Consider the following 19,013-nt stretch of genomic DNA (forward strand, 5'->3'; position numbering starts at 1 on the left):
GTTTTACGGCGTTGAGCCGCTTCGCCAGGGTAGGGCGCATCCCGGAGCCGATCAACCCGCCAGCATGGTGTCCGCCAGGCTGTAGCAGTGGCTCGCCTGATAGGCGTTCCGACCTCGGTTCATGTGCGTCACATTGAAAGTCCGGATGGCGCGCAAGATGCGGCGCTCCGCCAGGAATTTGCGGATCGAGGCTGAGCCCTGCACAGTGATGCCAAAAATGTCCTCGCCGCGCGGAAAAAAGTAACCGACGTCTTGGGGCGTCACGACACAGTCCTCGAGAAAAGCCTCGTCCACATCGCCCTGCGCCGGTGAATGATCCGTGGTGAAGTCAGAAAGATGCACCAGGAATCGTGCACGCAGACCCTCGCCGTCGGCGTAGAGCGTGAAAAGCTCCATCCAGCTCGCATTAACGCGGATGAGCGGCTTGTCGGAAGTCGAGGGCAGGCACGAAACCGACCAGTAGTGCCGCTCGGTCTTGCGCGGGATGGGGATGCAGGTTTGTCCGTATGCCCCGAGAATTTGCAGAAGGTCTTGCGCCTGCGGGCGACGAAGCAGCTTCTCGAACCGTGCGACGTACTTGAACCGCTGTTCCAGGGACTCCACGCGCTCTTCGGCGTCGATCAACTCCGCCTTGCCTTCTATCCAATCCCGCTGCTGCTCAGGATCCAGAAATTTGCGCAGACCGGTGGTGCTGCGACGAGGAGTTGCGCTCATGTCAGGTGCCATGTGATCCGTGTCCTCATCGCTTCACCGGCTAATCCCGCACGTGCCCATGCAGCCGCTCGACGTCCGCTCCTGGTGTTGAGGTGCCGTTCGCAGCACTTGGCTTAACGAGCGATTTGGCGGCCTGGCCGACAGGACGCCAACGCACCGACCGCACCATAACATCTATCGAACCAGTGGCGAAAGTCGCCTGGGCGTCCGCCTCCTTGGGTAGATCATACTCTTGCGCAGGATGATATTGGCATAGAACCTGGGCCGCCGGTCTGGATTACCGCATAGGCGGTCTTCACCGGCTGCCAATCCCGGCCGACGAGCGGCAGGCCTCCTTATGGCAAGGCCTCAGGCTGCTTCGGCGCCGATCCTGAACGGGTTTTGCCAATCGGTCGTTTTAAAGTTCCGCCTCCCGCAACAGGTCGTTCAGGCGGGTGGCCCATTTCTTGTTGTCATCCCTGAACGGACCAAGCGCATCGCCGGCGGATTCGGAAAGGTCGCTGGCAGCCGCAGCAAAGCGGCGGGCCTGTTCACGATGTCCCGCGGCCATATGGCAGCACGCCTGAATGCGCAGAAGCGCCGGCCAGTCAGGCCGCGCCTTTAGCGCCGTACGTCCCGTTTCGAGTGCGCCCTCGACGTCGCCCGAAAAGAACAGTGCAAGCATCAGAAGGCTGAACCAAACCCCATTCTGCGGGTCATGGGGGTTAAGTTCGAGGCCGCGAGCCAGGGGCTGCCGCGCGCCGGCCGCATCCCCCGAAAAGAGACGGGCCATGCCGAAGACGAGATACCCCAAGGCGAAACTCGAACCGAGTTCGATGGACCGTTCCGCTGCGAGGATCGCCTGGTCAGCCCTGCCTGTGTAGGCCGACACAATCGCCAGCGCATAGTGCGAGTACGGGTTCCGCGCATCGAGATAGATCGCCCGAAGGGCCGCATCCAATCCTTCCTTCCCGTCCGCGGCGGGGTTATCAGTCCAGCCGTAGCCAATGAGGCCCGCATTGACCCGCGCCCGCCAGATCTGCGCCTCTGGAAGCATGGGATCGAGCTCCGCAGCCTGGCGGAAGAATCGCCGTGCGACAAGGTGGGTGGGCTGGGTGACCTTGTGGAAATTGAATGTACCTTGCCTTACAAGGTTCCAGGCAGTGATGTTGCCGGTGTGCGGAGCCATCGGAAGCCCATGACGCAACAGCAGCTCGGGCTCCACCGCCGCTGCGATCCGCTCGGCGATGGCGTCTTGCACTGCAAATACCTCGGCCACCTGAAGATCGTAATGTTCGGACCAGACGGTGGCGCCTTTCACTGCGTCGGCGAGGTGCACCGATATCCGGATCTGATCGCGGGTATTCCGGATAGCTCCAGCCACCAGAAAATCGACGCCAAGTTCGCGCGCGATAGATTGCGGATCCCTTGAGCCAGCCTTCCTTGTGAAACTCGCCCCACGTGAGGCGACGCGGAACCATCTGAACCGAACGAGCGCCATAATCAGGTCGTCGGTGATACCATCGGCCAAATACTGTCTTTCAGCATCACCGCCGAGATTTTCGAATGGCAGTACCGCAATCGCCGGCATCGAACTGGTCTGCGCGTGCCATCCGCTTTCGGCTGCGTCGGTCCGGCTCTCCACCGGACCGGAAAATCTGTATCCGACCCGCGGGACCGTGACGATCCATTCGCTGCCGTCTGATGCAGGGCCGAGCAGCTTGCGAAGGGCGGCAATCTGAACGGAAAGATTGCTTTCCTCGACGGCCAATCCCGGCCAAACCGCATCCATCAGGGCCGACTTGGAGACGACACCTCCCTGTGCCGAAAGCAGAGCGGCAAGCAGGGAAGCACCTCGGGCGCCGATAGCGACAGGCCTATTGTCGCGAAACAGGCATCCGTTCTCGGCAATGAACTCGAAGTGGCCGAAGGCAAGGTGCTGGGTGTTCATGGCCGGGAATGATACGCCGATTTCGCAACTTTTCGGAATTTTTCGGCCCCGCTTCAGGACTTGCGCCGGCCGAGCGCGCAGAGTCTGCTCCAGTGCAGCGGCTGAAGTGGTGAGAGCGATGAAGAACGAAGCAACGCAACCGAAAAATCCCCATGGATTAACCGCGAAAGTCGTACGCGGGAGCGGCAGCTATGTCGCCGAGCAAGGGTCGGTCTATCGCTCAGGTGTCTCGGCACAAAGCGTCGGATCAAGCATTCTTTGGCTGGGGATGATTTCGCTACCGGCAGGCCGGCGAACCAAGGCCCATCGCCATGAGGGACACGAGACGGCCCTTCTGATGACTGCGGGCCAAGAAATCGAGATCTGGTCGGGGTCGGAGCTCGAGCAGTGCGAATTGGTCCACGCCGGTGACTATCTGTTCATTCCGGCCGGCGTTCCCCACGTGGCCGTCAATCGCAGCACCGAAAGCGCCGAGTTCCTCGGTGCCCGCAACGACCCCGCAGCCAACGAGAGCGTCGTTCTGATGCCGGAGCTCGACAACATCGTACCTTAATCACACCGGGGAGCTGCACCATGGCCATCATCGAACAACGTCTGGCCGAAATGGGTCTGGAATTGCCCGAACCTTTGAAAGTTCGCGAGGGGCTGCATATGCCCTTCGCCTGGGTTCGGGTGCGCGGCACCCGCGCTTACATCTCGGGTCACGTCGCGTGCAACCGCGATGGGACATTGGCAGACCCCCTTGGCAAGGTCGGAGCGGAGGTTTCGCCAGAGCAGGGTTACGCGTCAGCCCGGCTCGTTGCCCTGGCCCATCTCGCCAGTCTCAAACGTGCTGTCGGAGACCTTGATCGGGTCACGGCTTGGCTGCGCGTCTTCGCCATGGTGAATGTTGCTCCGGGTTTCAATGAGACGCCGCTGGTCACAAACGGCTATTCCGATCTGATACTGGAGCTGTACGGCCCCAGCGTTGGCGCCCACGCCCGCTCGTCCATCGGCATGGCCATCCCTTTAAATGCGCCCGTAAACTGTGAAGCGGAAGTCGAAATAGACGGGTGACCCGCCGGAACAGGATGATTTAGGTCAGTTTGGCCTAAAATCTGAATCCTGTTCTACGTCAGATCGTCTGAGCATGATGTCGCCCGATAACCGCTCACACTTTCGGCATCATGCTCTAGTAAACGAAGGGATCAACCTCGGCGTGGGCGTCCGCCTCCTTCGGATAGATCACGCCCTTGCGCAGGATGATATTGGCATAGAGCCTGGGCTCGCCGGTCTGGATCACCGCATGGGCGGCCCGCACCCTTCCATAGAAATCCTGGCCGATCAGCGGCACCACCTGCCGGTGCGGCTCGTGGCGCGCGCAGCAGTCGATCATCTCCTCATGCACCGGGTCGAGCCTGTCGCGCTCGGCCTTGACGGTCGAACGGAAGATCGCTTCCGCCACGAAATCGTCGATCGGCAGCACGCTGAGCACGGCGTTGAGAACCGGGATCAGGCGGTGGCCGTCGAGCCGGATCAGCCGGCGGGCATGTTCGACGCCCGGATAATTGCCGTCGACGATGGCGATCTCGTCGCCGTGGCCCATGGCGCGAAGCGTAAAAAGCAGCTCCGGGCTCAACAGCGGATCAAGTCCTTTCAGCATGGTCTACCTCCTTGAAGAGTACGTTCTGGTCGGTGAGGTAACGCGCGAAGATCGGCAGGCTGGCGCCGCCGATGGCGCGCGCCTGGGCGCCGACTGCGCCCTCGATGATTTCGGGCATGACGACGCCCTGCAGGTCGAGCTTGGCGGCTTCGTCGATCGTTGCTTGCACCACCCGGCTGCGCACCCAATCGGGAAAGCCGCCGTCGATCACGGCCGCGCTGAAATCGACGATCGAGGCGGCGGCAACGATCGCCTGCGCCAGCGCTTTGGCGCTGTCCTGGATCCAGGCTTCCATCGGTTCGCCGAAATCCACCCAGCCGTCGGCGGAATACCAGAGCGGCTCGGGATCGATGCCGCGCTCGCGCAGCATGTTTTCGAGCACGAAGATCGAGGCGATTTCGAGCAGCTGCATCGTCTCGCCGTTCTTGCCGCGCACCGGCAGCGGCCCGATCGCGCCCGCCGTGCCGGTGCGGCCGGAAAAGATTGCCGAATTCAGGACGATGCCGCCGCCGATGAAGGAGCCGATGAAGAAATAGACGAAATCCGGATAGGACGGTCCCACGCCGAAGACCAGTTCGGCGCCGCAGGCGCTGGTCGCATCGTTCTGCATGAAGACCGGATGGGAGACGCGGGAGGCGATGTCGGCCTGCAGGTCGATCTCCCGCCAGACCTCCATGGCGCCGGCCGGCGCCCCCACCTCTTCGGCCCAGTTCCAGAGCTCGAAAGGCGCGGCGATGCCGAGGCCGGCAATGCGGCTGCGCTGCTTGTCGTCGAGCCGTTCTTCGAGTTCGCGGATGCCCGAGGTGACGAAGGCGAGGATTTCATCCGGCAGCGGATAGGCATAGGTCTTATGCAGCTGCATGCGGATGCGGCCGACGAAATCCATCAGCACAAGATCGGCGCTGCGCCGGCCCATCTTCAAGCCGAAGGAATAGACGGCGTCGGGATTGAGATGCATCGGGATCGACGGCTGGCCGACACGGCCGCGCACCGGATCCCCGCGCGACAGCAGCCCTTCCTTTTCCAACACCCGCATGATGACGGAGACGGTCTGCGCCGACAGCCCGCTGCGGCGCGCGATATCGGCCTTCGACAGCGCGCCGTAGAGACGCACCAGCGACAGCACGAGCCGTTCGTTATAGGCTCGTACCCTGACCTGGTTTGCACCGCCGGCCGGATTCAGAATTGGTGGCGGGACCGGTGTGTTTGCCGGTCCATCCAAGGACGACATGGCCGCTCCTCCCGATTGTTGGCCTATGCCCTAATTCGATGGAGCATGCCACATCGAATTAATAATTCAATTGGATTTATTTATTGACAAGGCGATTTCTTTTCGCTCTTAATTGCCGTCGTCAAGGGCACGGGACCGCTGGGGGCATTGCGATCCACGGCGAAGTGTCGTTCTGTAAATTCCGGCCCCGCACGGGCGGCGCCGGCAAACTCTGGGAGGAGTTCCATGAAGAAATCTGTTCTCGCTTTCGGCGCGCTCGCGCTTGGTGTCACCTTTTCCGCTCCTGTCATGGCGGCTGACGTTGCTGCCTGCCTCATCACCAAGACCGACACCAACCCCTTCTTCGTCAAGATGAAGGAAGGTGCGACGGCTAAGGCCAAGGAACTCGGTGTCTCGCTGAAGTCCTATGCCGGCAAGGTCGACGGTGACAGCGAAAGCCAGGTGGCCGCGATCGAAAGCTGCATTGCCGACGGCGCAAAGGGCATCCTGATTGCTGCTTCCGACACCAAGGGCATCGTGTCTTCGGTCAAGAAGGCCCGTGATGCCGGCCTGCTGGTCATCGCTCTCGACACGCCGCTTGAGCCGGCCGATGCCGCCGACGCCACCTTCGCCACCGACAACCTGCTCGCTGGCAAGCTGATCGGCCAGTGGGCCAAGGAAACGATGGGCGACAAGGCCAAGGATGCCAAGGTCGGCTTCCTCGACCTGACCCCGTCACAGCCGACGGTCGACGTTCTGCGCGACCAGGGCTTCATGATGGGCTTCGGCATCGATCCGAAGGACCCGAACAAGATCGGCGACGAGGACGATGCTCGCGTCGTCGGTCATGACGTGACCAACGGCAATGAAGAAGGCGGCCGCAAGGCCATGGAAAACCTTCTCCAGAAAGATCCGAGCATCAACGTCATCCACACGATCAACGAGCCGGCCGCGGTCGGCGCCTATCAGGCGCTGAAGGCCGTCGGCATGGAAAAGAACGTGCTGATCGTCTCGGTCGACGGCGGTTGCCCGGGTGTGAAGTCGGTCAAGGAAGGCGTCATCGGCGCCACCTCGCAGCAATATCCGCTGATGATGGCAGCCCTTGGCGTCGAAGCGATCAAGAAGTTCGCTGACAACGGTGAAAAGCCGAAGCCGACCGAAGGCAAGTCCTTCTACGACACCGGCGTCTCGCTCGTCACCGACAAGCCGGTTTCCGGCGTCAAGTCGATCGACACCAAGGAAGGCACCGACAAGTGCTGGGGCTGAGCCCTGATTGTTGAAAGCAGACCGGCCGGGGCTTGATCCCCGGCCGTTTTCGACGGACGATGTGCCGTCGCCTCACGAACCGGCTCAGCAAAGACCGGATGGATATCGGTGACGGCCCCCGCGCGAGTTCGGCGCGCGGTTGCGGAGGAGGAACCATGACCGGAACACAGGAATTTGAACGCGTCCTCGACGACAGCGACAAGAGCGTCGCCTCCTTCGAGCACGAGAATATCTCGCTGATCAAGCGCGCGCAGCATTTTCTCCACTCGACACCGGCCGCCGTGCCGCTGATCGTGCTGGTGCTGGCGATCATCATCTTCGGGCTCACCATCGGCGAACGGTTCTTCTCGTCCTACACGCTGACGCTGATCCTGCAGCAGATCGCCATCGTCGGTATTCTCGGCGCCGCCCAGACGCTGGTCATCCTGACCGCCGGCATCGATCTTTCGATCGGCGTCATCATGGTGATCTCGGCGGTTATCATGGGCAATGTCGCCATCACTTACGGCATACCGACGCCGATTGCAGTGGTCGCCGGGCTTGTCGTCGGCGGCCTTTGCGGATTGCTGAACGGCTTCCTCGTCGCCTATATGAAACTGCCGCCCTTCATCGTCACGCTCGGCACGTGGAACATCGTCATGGCGACGAATTTCATCTATTCCGCCAATGAGACGATCCGCGATACCGACGTCGACGAAAAGGCGCCGCTGCTGCATCTTTTCGCCGTGAGCTTCAAGCTCGGCAGCGCCGTGCTGACCCTCGGCGTCATCGCCATGGTGCTGCTCGTCTTGGTGCTCTGGTATGTCCTCAATCACACCGCCTGGGGCCGGCATGTCTATGCCGTCGGCGACGATCCGGAGGCAGCCAAGCTCTCCGGCATTCAGACGAAGAAGGTGCTGCTCACCGTTTACGCCATATCAGGCGTGATTGCCGGATTGGCCGCCTGGGTCTCGATCGGCCGCAACGGATCGATCTCGCCGTCCTCGGCGGTGACCGATTTTAACCTCCAGGCGATCACCGCGACGGTGATCGGCGGCATCTCGCTGTTCGGCGGCCGCGGCTCCATTCTCGGCACGCTCTTCGGTGCCATGATCGTCGGCGTCGTCTCGATGGGCCTCAACATGCTCGGCGCCGACCCGCAATGGAAAGTCCTTTTGACAGGCGTGCTGATCATCGCCGCCGTCGCCATCGATCAGTGGATCAGAAAGGTTTCGGTGTAATCATGGCTCGCGAACCCCTTCTCACCGCCCGCGGTCTCGTCAAGCGTTATGGCCGCGTGACCGCGCTCGATAATGCCGATTTCGACCTCTATCCGGGTGAAATCCTCGCCGTCATCGGCGATAACGGCGCCGGCAAATCCTCGCTCATCAAGGCGATATCGGGCGCCGTCACCCCGGACGAGGGGGTGATCACGCTGGAAGGCCGGCAGGTGCAGTTCCGCTCGCCGATGGAAGCGCGCGACGCTGGCATCGAGACCGTCTATCAGAATCTCGCCTTGTCGCCGGCGCTGTCGATCGCCGACAATATGTTCCTCGGCCGCGAGATCCGCAAACCGGGCGTGCTCGGTACCATGTTCCGCATGCTCGACCGGCCGGCCATGGAAAAGCTGGCGCGCAACAAGCTGTCCGAACTCGGCCTGATGACCATCCAGAACATCAACCAGGCGGTGGAAACGCTCTCCGGCGGTCAGCGCCAGGGTGTCGCGGTCGCCCGCGCCGCCGCCTTCGGCTCGAAGGTTATCATCATGGACGAACCGACGGCAGCGCTTGGCGTCAAGGAAAGCCGCCGCGTGCTGGAACTGATCCTCGACGTGCGCGCCCGCGGCCTGCCGATCGTGCTGATCTCCCACAACATGCCGCATGTCTTCGAGGTGGCCGACCGGATCCATATCCACCGCCTCGGCCGGCGGCTGACGGTGATCGATCCGAAGGAATACACCATGTCCGACGCCGTCGCCTTCATGACCGGCGCCAAGGCGGTGCCGACGGAGCCGGTCGCCGCATGAACGCACGCATCGATGAAATCGCCGGCGAGGTGCTTGACCGCGCCGGCCATTCCAGGCGTTTCCTGGTCGCGATCGCCGGACCGCCGGGTGCCGGAAAATCGACCATGGCCGACAATCTGGCGGAAGCGCTGAAGGCCAAGGGCGAAAGCGCCGAAGTCCTGCCGATGGATGGCTTCCACATGGACAACGCCATCCTGGTCGAACGCGGCCTGCTGGCGCGCAAGGGGATCCCCGAGACTTTCGATGTTCGCGGTTTCCTCGATATCATCCGCGCCGTCCGGCTGGCCGATCAGGAGGTTCTGGTGCCGGTCTTCGACCGCTCGCGTGAACTCGCCATTGCGTCGGCCCGCCCTGTTTCCCCCGATCACCGCTTCATCATCGTCGAGGGCAATTATCTGCTTTTTTCGCTCGGCAAATGGGCCGAACTCGAAGGCGTCTTCGACTTTTCGATCATGCTCGCGCCGCCGATCGAGGTGCTGGAGGAGCGGCTCTGGGCGCGCTGGCGCGGTTACAACCTGACCGAAGAGGCCGCCAGCGCCAAGGTCTACGGCAACGACCTGCCGAACGGCCGGCTGATCCTCGAAAACCGCCGCCCGGCCGATGTGACGCTGGAGATCGCGCTGGCGTGATGTCGCGGCGATTGTTTTCATGTAAAAGATAGTGCTATCGAGGCCGCAGACGCATCGCTTCGGAGGCCTGCCATGCAATCGATCACCATCCGCCGTCCTGATGACTTGCACCTGCATCTGCGCGACGGCGCCATGCTGGAAGGCGTGATCGCCGATACGAGCCGCACCTTCGCCCGCGCCATCATCATGCCCAATCTCGTGCCGCCGGTCGTCACGTCAGCTGACGCCAAGGCCTATCGCGAGCGCATCCTCAAGGCCTTGCCGGACGGCCATCGTTTCCAGCCGCTGATGACGCTTTATCTGACCGAACATACCAGTCCCGATGACGTGGAGGAGGGAAAGAGCAGCGGTCTCATCACCGCCGTCAAGCTTTATCCCGCCGGCGCCACGACCAATTCGCATGGCGGCGTCCGCGACATGGAAAAGGCGATGCCGGTGCTGGAGCGCATGGCAAAAATCGGCCTGCCGCTCTGCGTTCATGGCGAGGTGACGACGCCTGAGGTCGATATCTTCGACCGCGAGGCCGTCTTCATCGAGACCGTGCTCGATCCGCTGCGGCAGCGCCTGCCGGAGCTGAAGGTGACGATGGAGCATGTGACGACGTCCGATGGCGTCGATTACATCAAGGCGGCCAAGGGCAATCTGGCCGGCTCGATCACCACCCACCATCTGATCATCAACCGCAATGCCATCCTCGTCGGCGGCATCCGCCCGCATTATTACTGCCTGCCGGTCGCCAAGCGCGAAAACCACCGGCTGGCCTTGCGTGCAGCGGCCATCAGCGGCGATCCGCGCTTCTTCCTCGGCACGGATTCGGCCCCGCATGTCGATCCGCTGAAGGAATGCGGCTGCGGCTGCGCCGGCATCTACACTTCGGTCAATACGATGAGCTGCCTCGCCCATGTCTTCGAGGAGGAGGGCGCCCTCGAGCGGCTCGAAGCCTTCGTGTCGCTGAACGGACCGGCTTGGTACGGGCTTCAGCCGAACGAAGACCGCATCACCCTGTCGCGGCAGCCCGACCCGATCATCTTTCCCGCCAAGATAGAAACCGGCGCCGGCCCGGTGACGGTGTTCGATCCGATGTTTCCCCTGTATTGGCAGGTGGTTCAGCAGGCGTAAGCTCGAAGAATTCAATTTTAAATAGATTTTTGATCTTAAGTTCCGATGTAACGTTAAACGCGTAACATTTGTATTGTGCGGTGCATCATTTGTTAACGGATGCATAAGACATTCCTCAGCACCGACCCATGAGCTGCCGACATCATCCGGCGCGGCTGCAGTCGCGGAGGCTGAAAAGCATGATGCTTGACTATAACTCCCTCTTGCTGGCGCTCGGCGTTTCGGCGGCCTGCCTTGCCGTGACGCTGATGGGCAGCTGGTTTGTCCGCCGGACGGAAACCGTGCTGCTCACCGCCACCGTCGGCCTGGTCCTCGTCGTCAGCGGCATTTTTGTCTACAGCGCCTATGTGACGACACCTGAGAAATGGTTTGGCGTCGGCAACTTCGTGCTGTTTCATACCGGTTTCGCCACCATATGGGGTGCGGGCAGACAGTTCCTCACTGGCCACCTGTCCATCCGAGCCATTGCGATCCGCGCGCTCGCGGCGATGATCTTTTCCGTGGTGCCGATGTTATCGGGATATGACGGCCTGGCTTTCATCGCCGACAACCTCGCAATCGCTTTGCTGCTCTTTGCCACCGCCCGGCAATACTGGCTCGCCCGGGCGGAAGCGCCCGCGCCGCTCCTCGGCATCACAGCGCTCTATACGCTGACGGCGATCTCTTTCGTGCTTTGCGCCGCCGTGCTGATATCAGACGGTAAGCTGGTGCTGGGCCACGCCCCCAGCAACTGGGCCGAAGATCTGAGCCTTGCCGTCTGCATCGCCGGCATGACCGGGATCGGCGCGCTGTCGCTGGCGTTGCATCAATGGCGGCTCGCTGCCCGCCATCGTCTCGATGCGATCACCGATCCGCTGACCGGCCTGCTCAACCGCCGCGCCCTGTTCGATCAATACGGCACGCGCCCGATGGGAATGACCACCGCCGTCATCGTCTTCGATATCGACCATTTCAAATCCGTCAACGATCGCTTCGGCCATGCTGCCGGCGACCGCGTGCTCAATATCTTCGCCGGCGAACTTTCGGCCCATTGCCGCGCCGGCGATACCGCTGCCCGCCTCGGTGGCGAGGAATTCGTCCTGGTGGTGAAGGAGATCATGCCCGGCCGGGCGGAACTGACGGCCGAGCGCATCCGCTGGGCGTTCGAGGCACGCGAGATCCATATCGACGACGAGGTGCTGACATGCACGGTCAGCGTCGGCGTCGCCCCCGGCCGTTCGAAGAGCTTGGATTTCGACGCCATGCTGAGTGCCGCCGACAAGGCTCTCTACGTCGCCAAGCGCGCCGGCCGCAACCGGGTCGAGCTTGCCAGCTACCTCAAGGCGGTTCCCGTCGAGGCAACGCGCACCGCGTCTTGATTCCTGATAAACCCTCTCATAATATCGCCCTCGGCCGGATGCGGCCAGCCGCCCCGCGACGCTTCTGCGTTATGGTGAATGCATCCAGACAACATCCTTCACATCCCTTGCCGTTTGGCGATCGATGGCGAACGGGTCAGCAGACGCGGGCACTGATCTTCCTGTTTGCCGCCAACGGAAGGATGACATCATGCGCGATTTTCGCGATGCCAAGCTCATGGCAAAGACATTGCGGCAGGCCCTTGCCGATCGCGATATTTCGCTGACCCACAGCGAGACGCTCGAAATCGTCGCCCGGCAGTTCGGGCTCGATCAATGGAATATCCTCTCGGCAAAGATCGATGCGGCAGGGGCTAACCCCTCTGCCATCGGCATCGAGCCGCCGATGCCGATCTTCCGCATCTTCTCGGTCGAAAAGGCCATGGAGTTCTATTGCGGCTTTCTCGGCTTTCATCTCGATTGGGAGCACCGCTTCGGTGAAAACTTCCCGCTCTATTGCCAGGTCTCGCGCGACGGCATGGCGCTGCACCTGAGCGAACATTCCGGCGACGCCAGCCCCGGCGCCAAGGCTTTCGTCCGCGTCGCCAATGTGCGGGCTTATCACGCCGAACTCTCAGGCAAGGACTACCGCTACATGAAGCCCGGCGTCAAAGAAGCACCCTGGGGCCTCGAGATGACCGTCACCGACCCCTTCAGCAACCGCATCACCTTTTGCGAACAGACGTAGTCCTATGGGATGACTAAGGTCACTGGCTCCCTCTTCTCCCCAGCGGGGAGAAGGTGGCCCGAAGGGTCGAATGAGGGGGCCGCACGGCACATCCTATATGTTGCCCTTCGCTTACGCTCAGAGCACTCGCGGCTTTGCCGCTCACCCCCTCAACCGCCTGCCGGCACCTTCTCCCAGCTGGGGAGAAGAGATGTGTAGCAACGCCGTGCCGTTTCTTCTTAGCCAGAGCAAGATATATTGGGCGAAAAGTTGCTAGCTGCTTCCTCCAGTTGTCCGGTCTAAAAGGGCGCAACGCCGGCGCTATGGGGTAGCGGGCATGCCTGCCGAGAGGAGCAAAATGAAATACCTTCCAGTCTTCGTCTTAACGCTTCTGTCGATTTTTTTCGGATGGTTATTCCATGAAAGGTACTGGAAGTTCCGAGATTGCATATCGCAGGCCCTATCCAGTTGCCTCACTCCCGACGGTGACAACCTGACGCAAGGCGGTTCTCTGTGGGCTGGTTTGGCAGGCTTGTTCTTGCTGCTCGCCGTGATCTCCGCCTGGCGCGCTTTCCGGAGCCGGTGACCGAAGCGGGAGCGAAGCTGCGCCCCTCCATTTGCCTCATCCAAGGCGCGATCCGCAGGATCTCCTCGAAGGACACGCCGCCACGCTGCGCCTTGAATGCCTCCGCCTTCCTCAGACGATCATCAACGCCCGCACGAAGGCCACCGAGGCAAGCAGCGAGGCGATGGTCCGCACATGGTTCCACCACGTCCAGTCCCTGAGATAGGCGGTCCAGAGCTGAACCGCTTCCGTCCCGTTGCCGCCGATCTTTGCCAGCGCATCGTTCATCGGCACGTTGAAGATGATGGTCGAGAGGAAGGAGGCGAAAATGTAGAGGGCTGCACCCGCCAGCATCAGAAAGGATGCCCCGCCGCGCCAGTCGATCAGGGTGAGCACGGCGATGACGAGGCAGAGGATCGCCGTCGGCACGAAGAGGCCCATGAAGGGCGAGCGGACGATCGTCACGTTGATCGAGTTCATCGCCGCAATGCCTTGCTCGGCCGGGATCCGCGAGAATGCAGTCATGATGAAGGTCGAGAAGGCGAAGAAGATGCCGGCGACGAGGCCGCTGCCGATCGCCGCGGCCACGAGGGAGAGGGTGAGAAAGATCTGCATGGTCAGGCGCTCCATAGTCCGGTTGCCGCGGTCCGGCGGGCATATTGGCTGAAATCGGTGGCGGGACGGCCGAGAATTTCGGCGACACCGCCCATGGTGCTGGCGTTGCGCCCATCGAGTACCTGTCCGAAAAGCTCCTCCAGAAGATCGATCAGGCCCTGCGGCAGGCCGGCATCCGCAAGCCCGCCGGTGAAATCCGCCATCGACACCTGCTCGTACTCGATTGGCCGCCCGGTGGCCTGAGCGATCTCGGCGACCGCCTGGTGGAATGTCAGCGCCCGCGGGCCGGTCAGTTCGTAAGTCTTGTTGCGGTGCCCGGGATCGGTCAAAGCGGCGACCGCCGCATCGGCAATGTCGTCGGCATCGATGAAAGGTTCCCCGATCTCGCCCGCCGGCAATTGCAGGCGGCCAGCGAGAATCTGCTCCAGGAAGGCGCCCTCGCTGAAATTCTGGCAGAACCAGGAGGCGCGCAGGATCGTGGTGTTTATGCCGGAAGCCTTCAGTGCCGCTTCGCTTCGTTGCGCGCCCTCTTCGCCGCGGCCGGACAGCAGCACGATATGCTCAAGGCCGCATTCCACGGCGACCTTGGCGAGCGCTTCGATCGATTCCGCCGCCCAGGCGACGGCAAGGTCCGGCTGGAAGGCGACATAGGCGCTGGATGCGCCGTCAAGCGCGCCGCGCCAGGTCGACCTGTCCTCCCAGTCGAAGGGCCGTGCGCTGGAGCGTGATGCCGCACGGACGGTGAGGCCGCGCTCTTCAAGGCGTTTGATGATGCGGCCGCCGGTCTTTCCCGATCCACCGACGAGGACGATTTCGGAAGTCTGCATGTCAAAACTCCTTCCAAACTTTGAAAACAAGAGAAACTCTCTCATTTGCAAAATGAGATAATGTCTCTTATTTTGTTTGTCAACGTGGAAAAGGAGAAAGCATGTCGGAACAGCCGGTCGCGACGCGCAGGCGTCAGCAGGAGTCTACCGGCCAGCTGCGCCGCATCCCCAGCCAGCAGCGCGGCCGCGAGCGCTTCGAAAAGATCCTCGCCGTTGCCTCGCAGTTGATCGAGAGCCATGGCAGCGACGGCCTGAAGATGAGCGAGATTGTCGAGAAAGCCGGTCTCTCCTTCGGCGCCCTCTACCAATATTTCCCGGACAAGACCTCAATCATCCGCACATTGGCTGAGCGCTTCAACGAAGTGGGCAGGCGGTGCGTCGAAGAGGAACTGGCGAAGGTGACCGACGCTGCGGCCCTGCAGGGCGCACTCGCCAATATCGTCGACGAATATTACGCCTTCTTCCGCCGCGAGCCCGTCATGCGCGACATCTGGCATGCGACGCATACCGACAAGCTGCTGCAACAGGTCGATGCCGAGGACATGGAATTCCATGCCCGGGCATTTCTCGCGGTCCTTATCCGCCTATGGCCGGATCGCGACCGGAAGGAACTGCTCGCGATCGCGCGGCTGACGATGCAGTTGCTGGCCGCCGCCGTGCGTTATGCCGTTTCGCTGGGTGCGGAGGAGGGCGCCCAGGCGATCGCCCTGTTCAAGAAGATGCAGATCGTTGATATCGGCCGCCTGCTGCAGCAATAGCCCGCCTTTCGTCTGGAAACGGCGGGCTCTTGCTGCTATTCCCGCAGGGATCCAAGCCGAAGGAGAGCCGCATGATCCAGACCACATTTCCCGACCGCGACGTGATGGCCGAATTGCTGGCCAAGATGCTCTGGGAGATCAAGGCGGTCCATTTCAATGCCGCTCAGCCCTATAAACTCTCCTCCGGCATGGCGAGCCCGGTTTATATCGATTGCCGCAAGCTGCTCTCCTTCCCGCGCATCCGCTCAACGGTGATGGATTTCGCCGCCAGCACCCTGCTGCGCGATGCCGGCTTCGAGCAGTTCGATTGCATCGCCGGCGGCGAGACTGCCGGCATTCCCTTCGCCGCCCTGCTGGCCGACCGCCTCGGCCTGCCGATGGTCTATGTCCGCAAGCAGCCGAAGGGTCACGGACGCAATGCCCAGATCGAAGGCAACATGCCGGAAGGGTCGAGGGTGCTGGTAATCGAAGACCTGACGACAGCAGGCGGCAGCATGTTTAAGTTCATCGATGCCATCCGTGCCGCCGGCGGCATCGTCGATCACGGCATCGCGCTTTTCTTCTACGGCATATTTGGCGAGGAGCGCTTTGCCGATGGCAAGGTCAGGCTGCATCACATCGCCACCTGGCGTAATGTTCTGGCCGTCGCCAGGGAGCAGAAGCTCTTCGACGACACGACGCTGTCGGAAGTCGAGGCCTTCCTCGATGCGCCGCTGGCCTGGTCGGGAAGAAATGGTGGGGTTAGTGAGCTTTCGCTCTAGCCGGTTGACAAAAGCTCGCTTAATCAGTTGATGAACGTGCAAGTCCTGTTGGGAGGAATACGATGATTTTGTGCTGCGGCGAAGCCTTGATCGACATGCTGCCGAGGGAGACGACCTTCGGCGAAAAGGGCTTTGCGCCCTATGCCGGCGGCGCGATCTTCAACACCGCGATCGCGCTCGGCCGGCTCGGCATCCCCACCGCCTTTTTCACCGGCATTGCCGATGACATGATGGGCGAAATCCTGTTGGAGACGCTGAAGGCGAGCAATGTCGATTACAGCCCATGCGCCATCACCCCACGTCCCTCGACCATCGCCTTCGTTAAGCTGGTGAACGGCCAGGCGACCTATGCCTTCTACGACGAAGGCACCGCCGGCCGGATGATCACCACGGCCGACCTGCCGGATCTCGGCGATGATTGCGAAGCGCTGCATTTCGGCGCGATCAGCCTGATCCCCAGCCCCTGCGGCGAGACCTACGAAGCCCTGCTCGACCGCGAAGCAGCTCACCGCGTCATCTCGCTCGATCCGAATATCCGTCCCGGTTTCATCAAGGACAAGCCGTCGCATATGGCCCGCATCAAGCGCATGGCTGCGAAAGCCGACATCGTAAAATTCTCCGACGAGGATCTCGAATGGTTCGGCCTGCAGGGCGACCATGATGCGCTCGCCGCCCATTGGCTGAACCACGGCGCCAAGCTCGTCGTCATCACCAAGGGCGCAGAAGGCGCTTCCGGTTATACCGAGGAGCGCAAGGTGACGGTACTGAGCGAACGCGTCACCGTCGTCGACACGGTCGGCGCCGGCGACACTTTCGATGCCGGCATCCTGGCGTCGCTGAAGATGGACAATCTGCTGACCAAGCGACAAGTCGCCTCACTGGATGAGCAGGCGCTGCGCAACGCCCTGACCCTCGGCGCCAAAGCCGCCGCCGTCACCGTCTCCCGCGCCGGCGCCAACCCACCCTGGGCGCGCGAGATTGGGCTTTAAGGCTTAAGCCGCAACCTCTCGATTTCCCCTTCTCCCCAGCGGGGGTCCGAAGGACGGGTTGAGACCGATGGCTCAACCCCTGCAAAGGTGCCCGTAGGGCGGATGAGGGGGCCGGCGAAGCCGGTCTTAACAACGCTCCTGCGGGGTTCGGCCGCGCTGGAAACGTCCGACCGTGTTCAGGGCGTTGGGACATGGCATTTCGGGATGGGTTTTGGATGAGGGATTGTGCCGTGCGGCCCCCTCATCCGCCTGCCGGCACCTTCTCCCCGAGGGGAGAAGAGATACGCGGCAACGTCTCGATTCCCTCTTCTCTCCTCGGGAATCCGAAAGACGGGTCGGCCCGAGGGGTCAGATGCGCGAGGCCGGGTCGATGCCGATCGATCAGGAGACTATCCGGGGTCACGCTCCGGTCGAAGCTCGGGAGTAAGTACCAAGTCCCCCAAGAAGTTTTCGCACCAAAGTGAGACGTCGTGAGACAGCAGATGCTCCATCATCATGCTCCACCGGTCGCGGCGCTCCCCCAGCGACATGGCAAGGCCCTTGGCGATGGCATTGGCAGTGCCTTCGACATCGTAAGGATTGACCAGCAGCGCACCCTTCAACTCGCGAGCCGCGCCGGCGAAGCGCGATAGCACCAATACGCCCGGGCGATCGGGATCCTGGGCGGCGACATATTCCTTGGCGACGAGATTCATGCCGTCGCGCAATGGCGTGACCAGCCCGATCGTCGCCAGCCGGTAGAGGCCGGCAAGCACGTTGCGGCTGATCGATCGGTTGACATAGCGGATCGGCACCCAGTCGACCGTTCCGATGGCGCCGTTGACGCGGCCTGCCTGTTCGGCGACCATCTTCTGCATATGCTCGTATTCGGGAACTTCCGATCGCGATTTCGGCGTGACCTGCAGATAGGTGACCTTGTTCTGGTAGGCAGGATTGCTGGTGAGGAAGGTTTCGAACGCTTCCAGCCGTTGAATGATGCCCTTCGAATAATCGAGGCGGTCGACCCCGATGATCATGTCCCGGCCTTCAACGCTGCGCCGGGTCTTCTGTACCATGATATTGTTTGCGGCTCTCTCGGCGAACTCGGCGAAACCAGCAGTTTCGATCCCGATCGGATAGGCGCCGGCCTTGAATATCCGCCCATGGGAATCGAACAATCCATTTCCGAGGTCGTCGCCAATTCCCTCCCTTCTGAGATAGCCGGCAAAGTTCTGGAGGTCGTAATCGGTCTGGAAGCCGACGAGATCGTAATGCGAGAGCCCGCGCATGATTTCCTCGTGGACGGGCATCGTGACCAGAATGTCGGCCGGCGGCCAGGGAATGTGCAGGAAGAAGCCGATCCGGTTCTTCAGCCCCATTTGGCGGAGTTCGGCCGCCAGCGGAATGAGGTGGTAATCATGAACCCAGATGATGTCGTCCGGCTCGATCATCGGCGCCAACCTGTGTGCGAAGAAGCGGTTGACGCGGAAATAGCCGGCCATTTCCTTACGGCCATATTCGGCGAGGTCCAGGCGATAATGGCAGATGGGCCAGAGAACGCGGTTTGCGAAGCCGCGATAATACTCCTCGACGTCGGTGTCGGTGAGATCGGTCAGCGCATAGGTGATGTTGCCCTTCTGCAGTTGCGACAACGGGCCAGGTTCCCTGTCCCCGCTCGATTCTCCCGACCATCCCATCCAGATGCCGCCACGTTCCTGCAGGGCTGCCTGCAGCGCGACGGCCAGGCCGCCGGCAGCGGCGCTCCCATCTTTGGCTGGCATGGGAACACGATTGGAAACGACAACAAGACGGCTCATGAGCTTCCTTTGGTGAAGATGGGCCATGAAAACGCTGTGTGACGAGCGTTTTGAGGCATCTCCCGAACTTGGGCAGGGACCCCATGCGGTGAAGGCGCCGACATCGACAGAGCCGACCCGGAC

The 19,013-nt window shown here is 61.9% G+C and carries 19 protein-coding genes; 12 read left to right on the forward strand and 7 right to left on the reverse strand.

All coding sequences use genetic code 11. The features are described 5' to 3' along the window. Positions 1–51: 51 nt before the first annotated feature. Entirely contained in the window at positions 52–726 is a 675-nt protein-coding gene (locus BS630_RS11005) for a hypothetical protein (protein ID WP_077977430.1), read from the reverse strand. A 385-nt stretch (positions 727–1,111) separates the two neighbouring features. Further along, the gene (locus BS630_RS11010) at positions 1,112–2,644 is read right to left on the reverse strand and encodes a winged helix-turn-helix domain-containing protein (RefSeq protein ID WP_077977431.1); all 1,533 of its coding nucleotides are present in this window, start codon (positions 2,642–2,644) and stop codon (positions 1,112–1,114) included. Between the two features lie 118 nt (positions 2,645–2,762). Between BS630_RS11010 and BS630_RS11015 the strand changes: the two genes are divergently transcribed. Further along, positions 2,763–3,197: a cupin domain-containing protein gene (locus tag BS630_RS11015; protein WP_077977432.1), complete on the forward strand. Its 435-nt coding sequence runs from the start codon at positions 2,763–2,765 to the stop codon at positions 3,195–3,197. Positions 3,198–3,217: 20 nt separating this feature from the next. Next, on the forward strand, positions 3,218–3,700 hold the full coding sequence (locus BS630_RS11020; protein ID WP_077977433.1) for a RidA family protein: 483 nt from the start codon (positions 3,218–3,220) through the stop codon (positions 3,698–3,700). A gap of 115 nt (positions 3,701–3,815) precedes the next feature. Here BS630_RS11020 and BS630_RS11025 read toward each other — a convergent pair whose 3' ends face one another. Together BS630_RS11025 and BS630_RS11030 are read right to left on the reverse strand one after the other, a co-directional pair. Then, a complete protein-coding gene (locus BS630_RS11025; protein ID WP_077977434.1) occupies positions 3,816–4,286 on the reverse strand; it encodes an RbsD/FucU family protein in 471 nt (156 codons plus the stop codon). Further along, positions 4,270–5,517 (reverse strand): ROK family transcriptional regulator, encoded by a 1,248-nt coding sequence (locus BS630_RS11030; protein ID WP_077977435.1) that lies wholly within the window; start codon positions 5,515–5,517, stop codon positions 4,270–4,272. The genes BS630_RS11025 and BS630_RS11030 overlap by 17 nt, the downstream gene beginning before the upstream one ends. A 225-nt stretch (positions 5,518–5,742) precedes the next feature. On the opposite strand from BS630_RS11030, the gene BS630_RS11035 reads away from it, so the two are divergent. From BS630_RS11035 to BS630_RS11065, 7 genes are all read left to right on the forward strand, one after another. Continuing rightward, positions 5,743–6,762 carry a sugar ABC transporter substrate-binding protein gene (locus BS630_RS11035; protein ID WP_020048287.1) on the forward strand — a complete coding sequence of 340 codons (1,020 nt, stop codon included), beginning with the start codon at positions 5,743–5,745 and terminating at the stop codon, positions 6,760–6,762. A 155-nt stretch (positions 6,763–6,917) separates the two neighbouring features. Beyond that, on the forward strand, positions 6,918–7,982 hold the full coding sequence (locus BS630_RS11040) for an ABC transporter permease (RefSeq protein WP_077977436.1): 1,065 nt from the start codon (positions 6,918–6,920) through the stop codon (positions 7,980–7,982). A gap of 2 nt (positions 7,983–7,984) precedes the next feature. Continuing rightward, entirely contained in the window at positions 7,985–8,767 is a 783-nt protein-coding gene (locus BS630_RS11045; protein WP_077977437.1) for an ATP-binding cassette domain-containing protein, read from the forward strand. After that, the gene (locus BS630_RS11050) at positions 8,764–9,396 is read left to right on the forward strand and encodes a nucleoside triphosphate hydrolase (protein ID WP_077977438.1); all 633 of its coding nucleotides are present in this window, start codon (positions 8,764–8,766) and stop codon (positions 9,394–9,396) included. The genes BS630_RS11045 and BS630_RS11050 overlap by 4 nt, the downstream gene beginning before the upstream one ends. Before the next feature lie 72 nt (positions 9,397–9,468). Then, complete coding sequence (gene pyrC, locus BS630_RS11055; protein ID WP_077977439.1) at positions 9,469–10,515, forward strand: dihydroorotase; 1,047 nt, start codon at positions 9,469–9,471, stop codon at positions 10,513–10,515. Positions 10,516–10,694: 179 nt separating this feature from the next. Continuing rightward, positions 10,695–11,873 carry a GGDEF domain-containing protein gene (locus BS630_RS11060; protein ID WP_077977440.1) on the forward strand — a complete coding sequence of 393 codons (1,179 nt, stop codon included), beginning with the start codon at positions 10,695–10,697 and terminating at the stop codon, positions 11,871–11,873. 190 nt (positions 11,874–12,063) lie between these two features. Beyond that, entirely contained in the window at positions 12,064–12,600 is a 537-nt protein-coding gene (locus BS630_RS11065) for a glyoxalase superfamily protein (RefSeq protein ID WP_077977441.1), read from the forward strand. Positions 12,601–13,276: 676 nt separating this feature from the next. On the opposite strand, the gene BS630_RS11075 is transcribed toward BS630_RS11065, so the two are convergent. Next, the gene (locus BS630_RS11075) at positions 13,277–13,774 is read right to left on the reverse strand and encodes an anthrone oxygenase family protein (protein ID WP_183594482.1); all 498 of its coding nucleotides are present in this window, start codon (positions 13,772–13,774) and stop codon (positions 13,277–13,279) included. After that, positions 13,762–14,586 carry an NmrA family NAD(P)-binding protein gene (locus tag BS630_RS11080; RefSeq protein WP_077977443.1) on the reverse strand — a complete coding sequence of 275 codons (825 nt, stop codon included), beginning with the start codon at positions 14,584–14,586 and terminating at the stop codon, positions 13,762–13,764. Before BS630_RS11080 ends, BS630_RS11075 begins: the two co-directional genes overlap by 13 nt. 101 nt (positions 14,587–14,687) lie before the next feature. Here BS630_RS11080 and BS630_RS11085 point away from each other — a divergent pair, with 101 nt between their 5' ends. From BS630_RS11085 to BS630_RS11095, 3 genes are all read left to right on the forward strand, one after another. Next, complete coding sequence (locus BS630_RS11085) at positions 14,688–15,344, forward strand: TetR/AcrR family transcriptional regulator (protein ID WP_077977444.1); 657 nt, start codon at positions 14,688–14,690, stop codon at positions 15,342–15,344. A 71-nt stretch (positions 15,345–15,415) separates the two neighbouring features. Further along, positions 15,416–16,105: an orotate phosphoribosyltransferase gene (locus tag BS630_RS11090; protein ID WP_077977445.1), complete on the forward strand. Its 690-nt coding sequence runs from the start codon at positions 15,416–15,418 to the stop codon at positions 16,103–16,105. 62 nt (positions 16,106–16,167) lie between these two features. Beyond that, on the forward strand, positions 16,168–17,094 hold the full coding sequence (locus BS630_RS11095; RefSeq protein WP_077977446.1) for a carbohydrate kinase family protein: 927 nt from the start codon (positions 16,168–16,170) through the stop codon (positions 17,092–17,094). A 389-nt stretch (positions 17,095–17,483) separates the two neighbouring features. Here BS630_RS11095 and otsA read toward each other — a convergent pair whose 3' ends face one another. After that, positions 17,484–18,890 (reverse strand): alpha,alpha-trehalose-phosphate synthase (UDP-forming), encoded by a 1,407-nt coding sequence (gene otsA / locus BS630_RS11100; protein ID WP_077977447.1) that lies wholly within the window; start codon positions 18,888–18,890, stop codon positions 17,484–17,486. Between the last annotated feature and the right edge of the window lie 123 nt (positions 18,891–19,013).

It is taken from the genome of Rhizobium laguerreae, assembly GCF_002008165.1.
Lineage (GTDB): Bacteria > Pseudomonadota > Alphaproteobacteria > Rhizobiales > Rhizobiaceae > Rhizobium > Rhizobium laguerreae.